Genomic DNA, 12,658 nt, shown 5'->3' on the forward strand with positions numbered 1-12,658 from the left:
CGCCCGGTAGTTCCTTTTAACCGCGGGCCCTTATGCGCGAGCAGACACTTAAGCCCCCAAAAACGCCTCGTGCAGGGGGCTTTCGCGACTGCTCGGCAGAGAAATGGAGTAGCCGCCTACTCTAGGCTGCGCGATCTCCGCGACGTAATCCTCAGGACAGCCCGGCATCGGCAGCCGGGTCGGGTCATGGAGGATTCGAGATGGAACCCGTAGGTGAGCGCGCCGTCGTGTTAGGCGCCAGTATGGGCGGACTGTTGGCGGCTCGCGTCCTGGCCGACTTCTACCGCAGCGTGGTCGTGGTCGAACGAGACGAGTTGCCCGACGAATCCGCACAACGGCGCGGCGTGCCGCAGGGGCGGCATGTGCACGGCCTGTTGGCCGGCGGCGCGGCCGCCTTGAACATGCTGTTTCCCGGCATGCTCGACGAGCTTGTCGCCGCCGGCGGGCATTTGCTCGACGGCAGTGACCTGTCCCAGGTCTGGCTGCGGCTCGGCGGACACGACCTGAACCGGTCGGGCGCGTTCGACACGCCGATCGGGTCCTATCTGGCCAGCAGGCCGTTTCTGGAGGCCCACGTTCGCCAGCGGGTGCGTTCTGTGGACAATGTGTCCGTTCTGGACGGCCACGATGTGGTGGAACTGGTTGCGCCCACCACCGACCGGGTCGCCGGCGTGCGGGTCGCGGATCGTGCCACACGTAGTGAACGGGAGCTGGCCGCGGACCTGGTGATCGACGCGATGGGCCGCGCCGGGCGCACGCCGGCATTTCTGGACGCCCACGGCTATGGGCGCCCAGCGGAGGAACACATCACTGTGGCGGTCGCCTATGCCAGCCAGTTGTTGCGAATACCGGCGGGCACCCTCACCGAGAAACTGATACTGGTCGGTGCGGTGCCGGAGCGGCCGACCGGTGGGGCGTTGTTCGCATGCGAGCACAACACCTGGATGCTCACGCTGGCCGGACTGGCCGGCCACGAACCGCCCACTGACCGCGCCGGAATGCTCTGTTACGCCGCGGAATTCGCGCCGCCTCCGATGATCGCCGCAATGCAAGCCGGCGAACCGCTGACCGAGGTGTCGCGCTACCGCTATCCGGCCAGTGTGCGTCGCCGCTACGACACGATGGCCCGGTTACCGGCCGGTCTGCTGGTGTGCGGTGATGCCATGTGCAGTTTCAACCCGGTTTACGGGCAAGGCATGTCGGTGGCCGCGCTGGAGGCGATCGCATTGCGCGACTGCCTTTCGCACGGCAGCGATAACCTAGCCCACCGGTTCTTTCAAGCTTCCGCCAAGTCGGTCGATGCGGCATGGCAGATGGCGTCGGGTGCCGACCTCGCGTTGCCCCAAGTCCAGGGCCGACGGACGGTGCGGACCCGGCTGGCGAACCGCTATACCCAACGACTGCTTGCCGCAGCAGAATCCGACATCGTCATCACCGAGGCATTCTTCCGGGCCATGAACCTCGTCGACCCGCCGAGCCGGCTGCTACGCCCCAAGGTCATGTTCCGAACCGTAGCTGCCCAGCGACGCCGTAGACCCGCCGTAGCTGTCCCGACAGCGCAGGAGCCGACCCATGCTTGAGGTAGTCGAGCGGCGACCGCGCGGCGACGCCCATCCGATACCGCTGGTTTTCGTGCACGGCGCCTGGCATGCGACGTGGTGCTGGCACGACCACTTCCTGGACTTCTTTGCCAACAACGGCTACCGGGCCGTCGGCGTCAGCCTGCGGGGACATGGAGCAAGCACACTTTCTCAGCCGCTGAGCCGGTGTTCGATCGCCGATTACGTCGACGACGTCGCGGCGGTGGCCGACGCGATGCCCACCCGACCCGTGCTGATCGGCCACTCGATGGGCGGCTTCGTCGTGCAGAAGTACCTCGAATCGCGTGCTGCGCCTGCCGGGGTGCTGTTGGCCTCCGTCCCTCCGCGCGGAGCCATCGGAACGGTGGGGAAAGCGATTCAGCACCATCCCTGGCTCACGGCGCGCGGCATGGTCACCGGCAGGACCGTTTCGAATGTGAACACGCCCAGGCTTGCCCGCGAACACTTTTTCTGCGCACGGACTCCCGAACAGGTGGTCACTGCCTGCGCGGCGCGACTACGGGAGGAAAGTGCCCGCGCGTTGTTTCTGGGTCTGATGTTTCAGGAACTTCCACGGCCGCAGCGGGTGACGGCCCCCATGCTGGTGTTGGGCGCACAAAACGATGGCCTGATACTGGCCAAGGACGTACACGCAACAGCGCGCGCCTATGGCACCGATGCCGAATTCTTTCCGGATATGGGCCACGACATGATGCTCGAGCCGGGCTGGTATGCGGTGGCCGCACGAATCCACAGTTGGCTCGGTTCGCGGCTGGCGCAATACAGCCACCAAAAAACTCGGTACGGGTGACGCCTTACCCCAGATACGTCGACTCCAGCACCAGATCGTGCAGCAGACGCTGATACTCGACATGCGTCTTGTGCTCGGTGGTGTCCCAGTGCGACCCCTGCTGGGCCCGCATGTATTCGCGGTAGCGCGGCGCGCCCGGCACTTTGACGTTGTCGGCGACCACCACCGAGCCCGGGTGCAGCCAGCCCCGGTCCAGAATGCTCTGCAGGTCCGGCAGGTAGGCGTCCTTGTCGTGGTCGAGGAACAAGAAATCCAACGCACCGGCGGTGAAGCCGTGCCGTGCGGTCAAGGCATCCAGGGTGCGCCCGCCGTCGCCGAGGGTGCCCACCACACAGGTGATCCGGTCGGCGACCCCGGCGTGCGCCCAGATCTGGCGGGCGTTGTCGGCGTTGGCCTCGGCCAGCTCGATCGAATAGATCCGGGCCGCCGGTGCGGCGCGCGCGATGCGCAGGGCGCTGTAGCCGCAGTAGGTGCCCAGCTCCAGGGCCAGTGCGGGGTTGACCCGCTGCACCGCGGCATCGAGCAGGGCGCCCTTCTCGTCGCCGACATTGATCAGCAGCGACTTCTCGTAGGCGAACTCGTCGATGCGGGCCAGCACGTCGTCGATGTCGCCGGGCCGGGCCTTCGACAGCACGTAGTCGACGGCGGCGGCTTCGCGGCCGTCGCCGATCTGGCCGGTCGTGGTGATGTTGCGGGCACCGGTCGCCATCCGCAGGAACGACCACCGCAGGAAGGGGATGCGTCGTTTGAGGCTCATGAGTGCGATCCTATGGCGATCGGCACGCCTGAGGACTGCTCATGTAGCAGGTATGGGCGCCGGTCACCCGTTAGACTTCTGCGGATGTCCGCCACCACCTCGCCGTACCGGCCATGAGCGACGACGACAGCTCCGCCGTCGGCTTGACCGGGCGTCCACCGCGGAACATCCCCGAGCCGCAGCCCCGCTCGACACATGGCCCCGCCAAGGTCATCGCGATGTGCAACCAGAAGGGCGGCGTCGGCAAGACCACCTCGACCATCAATCTCGGCGCGGCGCTGGCCGAATACGGCCGCAAGGTACTGCTGGTCGATTTGGACCCGCAGGGGGCGCTGTCGGCCGGGCTCGGCGTGCCGCACTACGAACTGGCGCACACCGTCCACAACCTGCTGGTGGAGCCGCGGGTCGACATCGACGACGTGCTGATGCAGACCCGCGTCGAGAACCTGGACCTGGTGCCCTCCAATATCGATCTGTCGGCGGCCGAGATCCAGCTCGTCAACGAAGTGGGCCGGGAGCATTCGCTGGCCCGTGCGCTGCGTCCGGTGCTCGACCGCTACGACTACCTGCTGGTGGACTGCCAGCCGTCGCTGGGGCTGCTCACCGTCAACGGCCTCGCCTGTGCCGATGGGGTGGTGATCCCGACCGAATGCGAGTACTTCTCGCTGCGCGGCCTGGCGTTGCTGACTGACACCGTCGAGAAGGTCCGCGACCGGCTGAACCCGAAACTGGAGATCAGCGGCATCCTGCTGACCCGCTATGACCCGCGCACGGTCAACTCCCGGGAGGTGATGTCGCGGGTGGTGGAGCGCTTCGGCGACCTGGTGTTCGACACGGTGATCACCCGCACCGTCCGTTTCCCCGAGACCACCGTCGCGGGCGAGCCCATCACCAGCTGGGCCCCGAAATCCAGCGGTGCGCTGGCTTACCGCGCGCTGGCCCGCGAAGTCATCGACCGATTCGGCGCGTGAGTACCGACACCGAGACCGACACCGAAACGGCTGCCACCGGTTTTCGCGTTCGACTGACCAACTTCGAGGGTCCCTTCGACCTGCTGCTGCAGCTGATCTTCGCCCACCGCCTGGACGTCACCGAGGTGGCGTTGCACCAGGTCACCGATGATTTCATCGCCTACACCCGCGACGTCGGCCCGCAGCTGGGCCTGGAGGAGACGACGGCGTTTCTGGTCATCGCGGCCACCCTGCTCGACCTCAAGGCGGCCCGGCTGCTGCCCGCCGGCCAGGTCGACGACGAAGAGGACCTGGCCCTGCTGGAGGTCCGTGACCTGCTGTTCGCGCGGCTGCTGCAGTACCGGGCGTTCAAGCACGTCGCGCAGATGTTCGCCGAGCTCGAAGCCGCCGCGCTGCGCAGCTATCCGCGCGCGGTGTCGCTGGAGGACGGCTTCGCCAACCTGCTGCCCGAGGTGATGCTGGGCGTCGACGCCGAGTCGTTCGCCCAGATCGCGGCGGCCGCCTTCACACCGCGGCCGGTCCCCACGGTGGGCACCGAGCACCTGCATCAGGTGATGGTGTCGGTGCCTGAGCAGGCGGGCGTGCTGCTGAGGCTGCTGGAGGCGCGCGGCACCGGTCAGTGGGCGTCGTTCGCCGAACTGGTGGCCGACTGCCGGGCGCCGATCGAGATCGTCGGCCGCTTCCTGGCGCTGCTCGAACTGTATCGGGCGCGGGCGGTAGCATTCGAGCAGTCAGAACCACTTGGTGTGCTCCAGGTGTCGTGGACCGGTGAACGTCCGACCAATGAAGACCTGGTGAAAGCAGAATCGGCCGAGTAGTGCGAGACGAATTGATGACTGACCACCTGCCCGAACCTGAGCTCTCGGAACCGTCCGAGCCTGCCGGTCCCGCCGGTTCCGACCTGGGCATCGATGTCGCATTGGCCCCCGAACTCGAGGACTCCGAGCTGGGCGCGGTGCTCGAGGCCCTGCTGCTGGTGGTGGACACCCCGGTGACCGTCGAGGCGTTGGCGGCCGCCACCGAACAGCCGGTGTACCGGATCACCGCCAAGCTGCGAGCGATGGCCGACGAGCTCGCCGAACGTGACAGCGGCATCGACCTGCGCGAGGCCGGCGGCGGCTGGCGGCTCTACACCCGCGCCCGATTCGCCCCCTACGTGGAGCGCCTGCTGCTCGACGGCGCCCGATCCAAACTGACCCGCGCCGCCCTGGAGACCCTTGCCGTGGTCGCCTACCGGCAACCGGTGACGCGGGCTCGGGTCAGTGCGGTGCGCGGCGTCAACGTGGACGCGGTGATGCGGACGCTGTTGGCCCGCGGCCTGATCACCGAAGCCGGCGCGGACGCCGACACCGGCGCGGTGACGTTCGCGACCACCGAGCTGTTCTTGGAGCGGCTGGGCCTGTCCTCGCTGTCCGACCTGCCCGACATCGCGCCGCTGCTGCCCGACGTCGACGTGATCGACGATCTGAGCGAAACCTTGGACAGCGAACCGCGTTTCATGAAGCTCGGCGGTGCGCCGGCGGCTGATCAGCCGCTGACTTTCGATGTGGACCACGACTGATGGCCTGGCCTGATGAAGAAGGTGTGCGCCTGCAGAAAGTCCTGTCGCAGGCCGGTGTCGCCTCGCGCCGGGTCGCCGAGAAGATGATCCGTGACGGCCGGGTCGAGGTGGACGGCCAGATCGTGACCGAGCTCGGTACCCGAGTGGATCCGGGCGCGGCGGTGATCCGGGTCGACGGAGCCCGGGTGACCGTCGACGACACCCGGGTGTACCTGGCGCTGAACAAGCCGCGCGGCGTGCATTCGACGATGTCGGACGACCGCGGCAGGCCGTGCATCGGTGACTACGTCGAGCACCGGGTTCGCGGTGACGCCAAGCTGTTTCACGTCGGTCGGCTCGACGCCGACACCGAGGGATTGATGTTGCTGACCAACGACGGCGAGCTGGCGCACCGGCTGATGCACCCCTCCTACGAAATCCCCAAAACCTATGTGGCCACCGTGCTCGGGACGGTGCCGCGCGGGCTCGGCAAGAAACTGCGCGAAGGGGTCGAACTCGACGACGGGCCGGCGAAGGTCGACGACTTCGCGGTGGTCGACGCCGTCCCCGGAAAGACACTGGTGCGGGTGACCCTGCACGAGGGCCGCAAACGCATCGTGCGCCGGATGCTGGCGGCCGTCGGATTCCCGGTACAGGAGTTGGTGCGCACCGATATCGGTGCGGTTGCGCTGGGGGAGCAGCGGCCCGGCACCATCCGGAAATTGGGCCGCAAAGAGATCGGCGAACTGTACAAGGCGGTCGGACTGTGAGCACGGGCAGCGGCGTCGTGGTGGCCATCGACGGCCCGGCCGGAACCGGAAAGTCCTCGGTGTCACGCGGATTGGCGCGAGCACTGGGGGAAAGCTATCTGGACACCGGTGCGATGTACCGCGTCGTCACGCTGGCGGTGCTGCGCTCCGGGGTTGCCCTGGACGACGCCGAGGGGGTTTCCCGGGTTGCCGACGGCGTCGAGGTCGCGGTGGACTCCCACCCCGACGGTGACCGCGCTTACCTTGGTGGTGAAGACGTTTCGCGTGAGATTCGGGGTGATGAGGTGACGCGGGCGGTCTCGGGAGTCTCGGCGATTCCCGCGGTGCGCTCCCGGCTGGTCGACCTGCAGCGGCAGTTGGCCGGCGAAGCCGGCGGTGTGGTGGTCGAAGGCCGTGACATCGGCACCGTGGTGCTGCCCGATGCCGACGTCAAGATCTTCCTCACCGCCTCCGCCGAGACTCGGGCGCGGCGGCGCAACGACCAGAACGTGGCGGCCGGGCTGGGCGATGATTATGCGGCCGTGCTGGCCGACGTGCTTCGTCGCGATGAACTGGATTCGACCCGGGCGGTGTCGCCGCTGCGGCCCGCCGACGACGCGGTGATCGTCGACACCGGGGAGATGACGCAGGCGCAGGTGGTCGACCACCTGCGGGAATTGGTCGAGCAGCGCTGCGGGGCGATCCGATGAGTGAATCCGACGGCACCTGGGTCGACGAAAGCGACTGGGAGATCGGCGAAGACGGCGAGTTCGACGATCTCGTCGAGGACGCCGGCCCCCCGCCGGTGGTGGCCGTGGTGGGCCGACCGAACGTCGGCAAGTCGACGCTGGTCAACCGCATCCTGGGCCGGCGCGAGGCGGTGGTGCAGGACCTGCCCGGGGTGACCCGCGACCGGGTGTCCTACGACGCGCTGTGGACCGGGCGCCGCTTCGTGGTGCAGGACACCGGCGGCTGGGAACCCGACGCCAAGGGCTTGCAGCAGTTGGTGGCCGAGCAGGCCGCGGTGGCGATGCGCACCGCCGACGCGGTGATCCTGGTGGTGGATTCGGTGGTGGGCGCCACCGCCGGCGACGAGGCCGCCGCGAGGATCCTGCGCCGCTCCGGCAAGCCGGTGTTCTTGGCCGCCAACAAGGTTGACGGTGAGCGCGGCGAGGCCGACGCGGCGGCACTGTGGTCGCTGGGGCTGGGTGAACCGTACGCGGTCAGCGCCCTGCACGGCCGTGGCGTCGCCGACCTGCTCGATGAGGTGATCGCCAAGCTGCCCGAGGTCGCCGAGACCGCTGGTGGCGGGAGTGGCCCGCGCCGGGTGGCGCTGGTAGGCAAGCCCAACGTCGGCAAGAGTTCGCTGCTGAACCGGCTGGCCGGCGACGAGCGTTCGGTGGTGCACGACGTCGCCGGAACCACCGTCGACCCGGTTGACTCGCTGATCGAGATGGACGGCAAGATCTGGCGTTTCGTCGACACCGCCGGGCTGCGCCGCAAGGTCGGCCAGGCCAGCGGGCACGAGTTCTACGCCTCGGTACGTACCCACGGCGCGATCGACGCCGCCGAAGTGGTGATCGTGCTAATCGATTCGTCGTTGCCGCTGACCGAGCAGGACCAGCGGGTGATCTCGATGGTGGTCGAAGCCGGCCGGGCGGTGGTGTTGGCCTACAACAAGTGGGACCTGGTCGACGAGGATCGCCGTTATCTGCTGGACAAGGAGATCGACCGGGACATGGCCCGGCTGGCGTGGGCGCCGCGGGTGAATATCTCGGCGAAAACCGGTCGGGCCGTGCAGAAGTTGGTGCCGGCGTTAGAGACCGCGCTGGCGTCCTGGGACACCCGGATCTCGACCGGACAGCTCAACACCTGGCTCAAGGAAGTGGTCGCGGCGACCCCGCCGCCGGCGCGGGGCGGCCGCGCGCCGCGGATCCTGTTCGCCACTCAGGCCACGGCGCGTCCGCCGACATTCGTGTTGTTCACCTCAGGGTTCTTGGAGGCCGGTTACCGCCGGTTCCTGGAACGACGGCTGCGGGAGACCTTCGGGTTCGAGGGCAGCCCGATCCGGGTCAACGTACGGGTGCGAGAGAAGCGGGGCGCCAAGCGTTCTCGCTGACGGGGATCATCCGGTCTTGGTGAGCTGGAAATCCCACTGCCCGACCACGCCGCCGGCCGGTCCTCGACCGCACTGCTCCAGCGTGGCGGTGGTCCATTGGCCGGCGAGGGTCACCGCATCGAAGCTGACGGTTTTCGACACCGGCAGGGGAGTGTGATCCACCGGGCAATCCATACTGCCCCGGCCGCTGTACTCCCAACGGCCACCGTTGAGATGAAAGTCCGCGTTCTGCAGCCAGCGTTCCCCGTCGACGGTGGTGCAGGTCGGCCCGCATGGGGTGAACGTCCAGGTTGCCGACCGCTGCGACGGCCCGTGCTGGGCGCTGAAAGCGTACTGGCCCGACGGCACCTCTGGCTCGGCTTGGGCCGCCGGCGTCGCCCCGATAGCGACCAGCATCCCGCAGGCCGCACCGGCGGCCAGCTTTCCCCACCTGCGCGTCATCGCCTCACCTTCCACCGCGGCTGCCCGAAATCCTTCGCACGATCAGCGTAGGGTGCTGCGGGTGTCGGTCTCGCAGATGGTGTTGATCATGCTGGCCGGGGTGGGGGCGGGGGCGATCAACTCCCTGGTCGGCTCCGGGACACTGATCACCTTCCCGACACTGGTGACGCTGGGGTTCCCGCCGTTGACCGCGACGATCTCCAACTCGATCGGGTTGGTGGCCGGCGGGGTATCGGGCACCTGGGCCTACCGTCGGGAACTGCGCGGGCAGTGGGATCGGCTGTGCTGGCAGATCCCCGGGTCGGTGATCGGTGCGATCTGCGGCGCCTATTTGTTGTTGCACCTGCCCGAAAGCGTGTTCAACCGGGTGGTTCCGGTGCTGCTGATCGCGGCGCTGGTCTTGGTGGTGGTCGGCCCGAAGATCCAGAACGTGGCCCAGCGCCGCGCGCAGGAGGCCGGCCGCTCGGTGGAGCAGCTGAGCCGCGGCCGGTTGGCGGCGCTGACGATCGGGACGTTCGCGGTCGCGGTCTACGGCGGCTATTTCTCTGCCGCACAGGGCATTCTGCTGATCGGCGTGATGGGGGTGCTGCTGCCCGAGTCGATGCAGCGGATGAACGCGGCGAAGGTGCTGCTGACGCTGTTGGTCAACGTCGTCGCCGCACTGGCCTACATCCTCACCGCGTTCGACCGGATCAGTTGGCCGGCAGCCGGTTTGATCGCGGTCGGCTCATTGATCGGGGGATATCTGGGCGGGCACTACGGGCGCCGGCTGTCGCCGAATGCACTGCGGGCGGTGATCATCGTGGTCGGACTGATCGGGTTGTATCGGCTGATGGCGGTCTGAGCGGATCAGATCGCGTCGCGGTTGCGCCACCGCTCCCAGCGGCTCCGCGGTGTGCGGAGCACGGACATGACGGTGCTCATCGGCGCGGCCTGCTGGTGCACCGCCGCGGCGGGCGCCACCGCGGGCTTTTCGCCTTCCCACCAGATGGGCTCCAACAGTGCCGAGATCACCGGGATCGCGCGTTGGACGCTCTTGCGCCCCCACTGGCAGGCCCGCTCGATGGTGGCCGCCGAGGGCGCCAGGTTCACCGGCGACAGCGTCGGGGAGAACCGGACCAGATGGTCGGCGTAGGGGGCGTTGCGCACCATCTGCAACTGGATGGCCTGAGTGATCGGCACCAGCCACAGGTTGCGCGGATCCCACTGCGGATGGAAGCAGTCGAAGGCCAAGTAACAGGCGTTGCGGGTGCCCAGCCGGCCGTCGCGCACCCGCTTCCAGGCCAGCTCGACCGGAACGTTGCTGGCCGCACCGCCGTCCACCAGCGCCCCGACGTCGTTGTCGGCCAGCAGCGCGTCGAACAGCGGCTGCATGGCCGGGTCCTTGGTCTCATGGTGCAGCACCCCGGGGATCGCCGACGAGAACGACGCCGCGTCGACGACGTTGACGTCGTAGTCCGGATTATCGCCACTGATGATGAGCGGTTTCACCACCCGCGGGTCGATGAAGGCGGCCGTCCGCCACAGTCGGGCCGCTACCTGCGGGCCGAGCCCGATCGGAAGATGGGGGAAAGACCGCAGCTGCAGGGCGGCGAGTCGCTGATTGCGATACCGCGCCGGCAGGGCCGCGAAGGGCTGGCGGCGCACCCCGGCCACCACCGCATCGAAGGGGATGGCCAGATCCGACATCCGCATCGGCTCGCCGTCCTCGCGGCGGAACATGGCGTCGGCGAACTGATCGAAGTTCAGCGAGAACACCCCGGTCAGGCCGTGGCGGCGGCGCAGCCGCTCGGGCCCCAGGATAGCGCGGAACGACACCGTCTTGGCCCATGCGACGTATTCCTCGATGGGAATCGGCAGTGCGCGGCTGACCACCGATCCCAGGATCGAACCGAACGACGAGCCGATCAGGTAGTCGGGGACCGGTCCGGCCTCCAACAGCGCATTCATGCCGCCGATATAGACGAAGCCCGCGCCCCCGCCGCCGCCGAGGACGGTGACCAGCTTCTTGTGGCCCACCTCGGCGTCGAGCTCGGCTTGGGAGAAGTCATTGCCGTGGTGCTCGATCAGCAGGCCGCGCTGCTCGTCCTGGCCGGCGGCGAGGCCGCCCAGCGCATCGCGGGCCGCGGTCAGTGCGATCACCGGGTCGCGTTCCTCGCGCAGCGGGCCGTACAGCGCATCGGCCACCTTGGCCCGCCACGGGGCCAGCTCCGCGCCGACGGAGACGTCGCCGCGGCCCCGGGTGCCGCCCGGGCCCGCCGCGCCGGGCTCGAAGTCCTCGAGCCGGGCGAAATTGAGCAGGTAGCGCAGCCGGCGCAGCTGTTCGCTGCTCAGCACGTCTGGATGGCGCAAGGTGTGCCGGACCAGCCGGTTCTCCATCTTCTCAAGTAGCAGCAGGGTATCGCCGACGTCGACGGCGTCGACGACGTCGTCGGTCACGGAGTCTTCGGTGGTCCCGGGGATGTGCATCGGGTCCGGGCGGCGATCGACCATGCCGAGCAAGGCTTCGACAAAGGGGATCTGCATCAGTCGCGGTTCCTGGGGTTGGCGGCGCTGCCGGAGGGGGACAGGCTCGCGGCGAGCCTACGCGTTTCTCTTGCGGCGGCCGATGCCCTCACGCGAGTTCGGGGCGCCTGGTTGCTTGCGGTAGGCTTTCGACCTGCTGCCCGGCTTGTCCGGCGGTGGCGGGCTGTGGCGCAGTTTGGTAGCGCACTTGACTGGGGGTCAAGTGGTCGCAGGTTCAAATCCTGTCAGCCCGACAGAGTTTTCGCAGGTCAAACGGCCGACAGTGCCGATGACCAGGCAGACGCGAATGGGGTCGCGCCGATTGGTCCTGGACGACACCGAGCGCGGTTCCTCCCTAGTTAGGCCGGTCGCGGTCAGCTCGGCCGGAGATCCGGTATCGCGAGTGCGCGACGGGCCGTCACTCGCCAGCCAGTGCCCGACTAAACGCGGCTTTGAACGCGCTTTGCTGCCCGAACGCGGGGAACGGGACACGGACGCTGCTGACGGGGAGACCAGCGCGCGCCAGCGCAGGATATGCCTCGTCGTACACGTCGGTCTTGATCAAGATGATGCGTTCGGGTGCCAGCTTGGCGATCCGGTCCAGCAGTTCGGGCACGTACGGCGACAGCGCGGTCCCGTCGACGGGATCGGGCTTGAGGTCGATCAGGAAGACACCGCGGTCACGGAGCTGCTCCAGCAAGGACGCCTTATTGGAACGGGTAGGCGCCGTGTGCGGCAGGATGATCCGAGCCACCGACCGAAAGAGTGTGTCCTGCGTCGGCACGTCGGGGAAGTAGAAGTAGCGGTCGTCGGCAGCCGGTGGCGCCTGGGCGACGAGCAGGAGCCGAACCGTCTCGGGCCGATACCGCTCGGCGGCGGCCGCACGTCTTTGGCGAACCTCGGCGGCGGCCTCATCTCGCGGAGCGGTCGGCGGTGACGCAGCCGCAGTCGGCCGATTGGTCTCGGTGCCCACGCGACTCGCTGGTCCGCTGGTGCGGCACTGCTGGCGACCCGCCTTGGTGGGCGGGTGCAGGCCGTCGCGGTAGCACGCACTGTGATCGAAGTTTGTCCGCGCTGCCCCGTCTGCCATGGCCTTCATGATGCTCCGGCGGAGGTAGAGGTACCCGGTCTGTCTCCGCGTGGGCTGCGAAATAGTCGCGGTAGCGACTAGCGCCGGCGCGGTGG

Annotated in this window: 13 protein-coding genes and 1 tRNA gene; 10 read left to right on the top strand and 4 right to left on the bottom strand. The window is 68.2% G+C overall.

Translation table 11 applies throughout. From position 1 onward, the window contains the following. The first annotated feature begins 200 nt into the window (after nucleotides 1–200). Nucleotides 201–1,580: an FAD-dependent oxidoreductase gene (locus AC5Y31_RS21290; RefSeq protein WP_499982827.1), complete on the top strand. Its 1,380-nt coding sequence runs from the start codon at nucleotides 201–203 to the stop codon at nucleotides 1,578–1,580. After that, nucleotides 1,573–2,391, top strand: coding sequence for an alpha/beta hydrolase (locus AC5Y31_RS21295; RefSeq protein WP_499982829.1), 819 nt, complete (start codon nucleotides 1,573–1,575; stop codon nucleotides 2,389–2,391). The genes AC5Y31_RS21290 and AC5Y31_RS21295 overlap by 8 nt, the downstream gene beginning before the upstream one ends. A 4-nt stretch (nucleotides 2,392–2,395) precedes the next feature. Here AC5Y31_RS21295 and AC5Y31_RS21300 read toward each other — a convergent pair whose 3' ends face one another. Beyond that, nucleotides 2,396–3,148, bottom strand: a complete 753-nt coding sequence (locus AC5Y31_RS21300; RefSeq protein WP_064854075.1) for an O-methyltransferase — start codon at nucleotides 3,146–3,148, stop codon at nucleotides 2,396–2,398. Nucleotides 3,149–3,261: 113 nt separating this feature from the next. Here AC5Y31_RS21300 and AC5Y31_RS21305 point away from each other — a divergent pair, with 113 nt between their 5' ends. Genes AC5Y31_RS21305 through der form a run of 6 tightly spaced genes read left to right on the top strand, consistent with a single transcriptional unit; the run spans nucleotide 3,262 to nucleotide 8,527 of the window. Continuing rightward, the gene (locus AC5Y31_RS21305; RefSeq protein ID WP_301635942.1) at nucleotides 3,262–4,119 is read left to right on the top strand and encodes a ParA family protein; all 858 of its coding nucleotides are present in this window, start codon (nucleotides 3,262–3,264) and stop codon (nucleotides 4,117–4,119) included. Continuing rightward, nucleotides 4,107–4,937, top strand: coding sequence for a segregation/condensation protein A (locus AC5Y31_RS21310; protein ID WP_499982867.1), 831 nt, complete (start codon nucleotides 4,107–4,109; stop codon nucleotides 4,935–4,937). Before AC5Y31_RS21305 ends, AC5Y31_RS21310 begins: the two co-directional genes overlap by 13 nt. Before the next feature lie 14 nt (nucleotides 4,938–4,951). Further along, complete coding sequence (gene scpB, locus AC5Y31_RS21315; protein WP_301635939.1) at nucleotides 4,952–5,680, top strand: SMC-Scp complex subunit ScpB; 729 nt, start codon at nucleotides 4,952–4,954, stop codon at nucleotides 5,678–5,680. Further along, nucleotides 5,680–6,429 carry a pseudouridine synthase gene (locus AC5Y31_RS21320; protein ID WP_065023863.1) on the top strand — a complete coding sequence of 250 codons (750 nt, stop codon included), beginning with the start codon at nucleotides 5,680–5,682 and terminating at the stop codon, nucleotides 6,427–6,429. Before scpB ends, AC5Y31_RS21320 begins: the two co-directional genes overlap by 1 nt. Beyond that, nucleotides 6,426–7,118, top strand: a complete 693-nt coding sequence (cmk, locus tag AC5Y31_RS21325; RefSeq protein WP_499982834.1) for a (d)CMP kinase — start codon at nucleotides 6,426–6,428, stop codon at nucleotides 7,116–7,118. Before AC5Y31_RS21320 ends, cmk begins: the two co-directional genes overlap by 4 nt. Further along, nucleotides 7,115–8,527 carry a ribosome biogenesis GTPase Der gene (gene der / locus AC5Y31_RS21330; protein ID WP_499982836.1) on the top strand — a complete coding sequence of 471 codons (1,413 nt, stop codon included), beginning with the start codon at nucleotides 7,115–7,117 and terminating at the stop codon, nucleotides 8,525–8,527. The genes cmk and der overlap by 4 nt, the downstream gene beginning before the upstream one ends. 6 nt (nucleotides 8,528–8,533) lie before the next feature. Here the strand turns inward: der and AC5Y31_RS21335 are convergent, their stop codons facing one another. Then, on the bottom strand, nucleotides 8,534–8,968 hold the full coding sequence (locus tag AC5Y31_RS21335; protein ID WP_131810531.1) for a hypothetical protein: 435 nt from the start codon (nucleotides 8,966–8,968) through the stop codon (nucleotides 8,534–8,536). A 61-nt stretch (nucleotides 8,969–9,029) separates the two neighbouring features. On the opposite strand from AC5Y31_RS21335, the gene AC5Y31_RS21340 reads away from it, so the two are divergent. Next, a complete protein-coding gene (locus tag AC5Y31_RS21340) occupies nucleotides 9,030–9,812 on the top strand; it encodes a sulfite exporter TauE/SafE family protein (RefSeq protein ID WP_499982838.1) in 783 nt (260 codons plus the stop codon). 5 nt (nucleotides 9,813–9,817) lie between these two features. Here the strand turns inward: AC5Y31_RS21340 and AC5Y31_RS21345 are convergent, their stop codons facing one another. Then, on the bottom strand, nucleotides 9,818–11,494 hold the full coding sequence (locus AC5Y31_RS21345; protein WP_499982839.1) for a patatin-like phospholipase family protein: 1,677 nt from the start codon (nucleotides 11,492–11,494) through the stop codon (nucleotides 9,818–9,820). Between the two features lie 159 nt (nucleotides 11,495–11,653). Here AC5Y31_RS21345 and AC5Y31_RS21350 point away from each other — a divergent pair. Beyond that, a tRNA-Pro gene (locus tag AC5Y31_RS21350) sits at nucleotides 11,654–11,727 on the top strand. Nucleotides 11,728–11,891: 164 nt separating this feature from the next. On the opposite strand, the gene AC5Y31_RS21355 is transcribed toward AC5Y31_RS21350, so the two are convergent. Then, a complete protein-coding gene (locus AC5Y31_RS21355; protein WP_499982840.1) occupies nucleotides 11,892–12,563 on the bottom strand; it encodes a hypothetical protein in 672 nt (223 codons plus the stop codon). Nucleotides 12,564–12,658: the final 95 nt, after the last annotated feature.

It is taken from the genome of Mycobacterium sp. NGS18 (assembly GCF_059813185.1).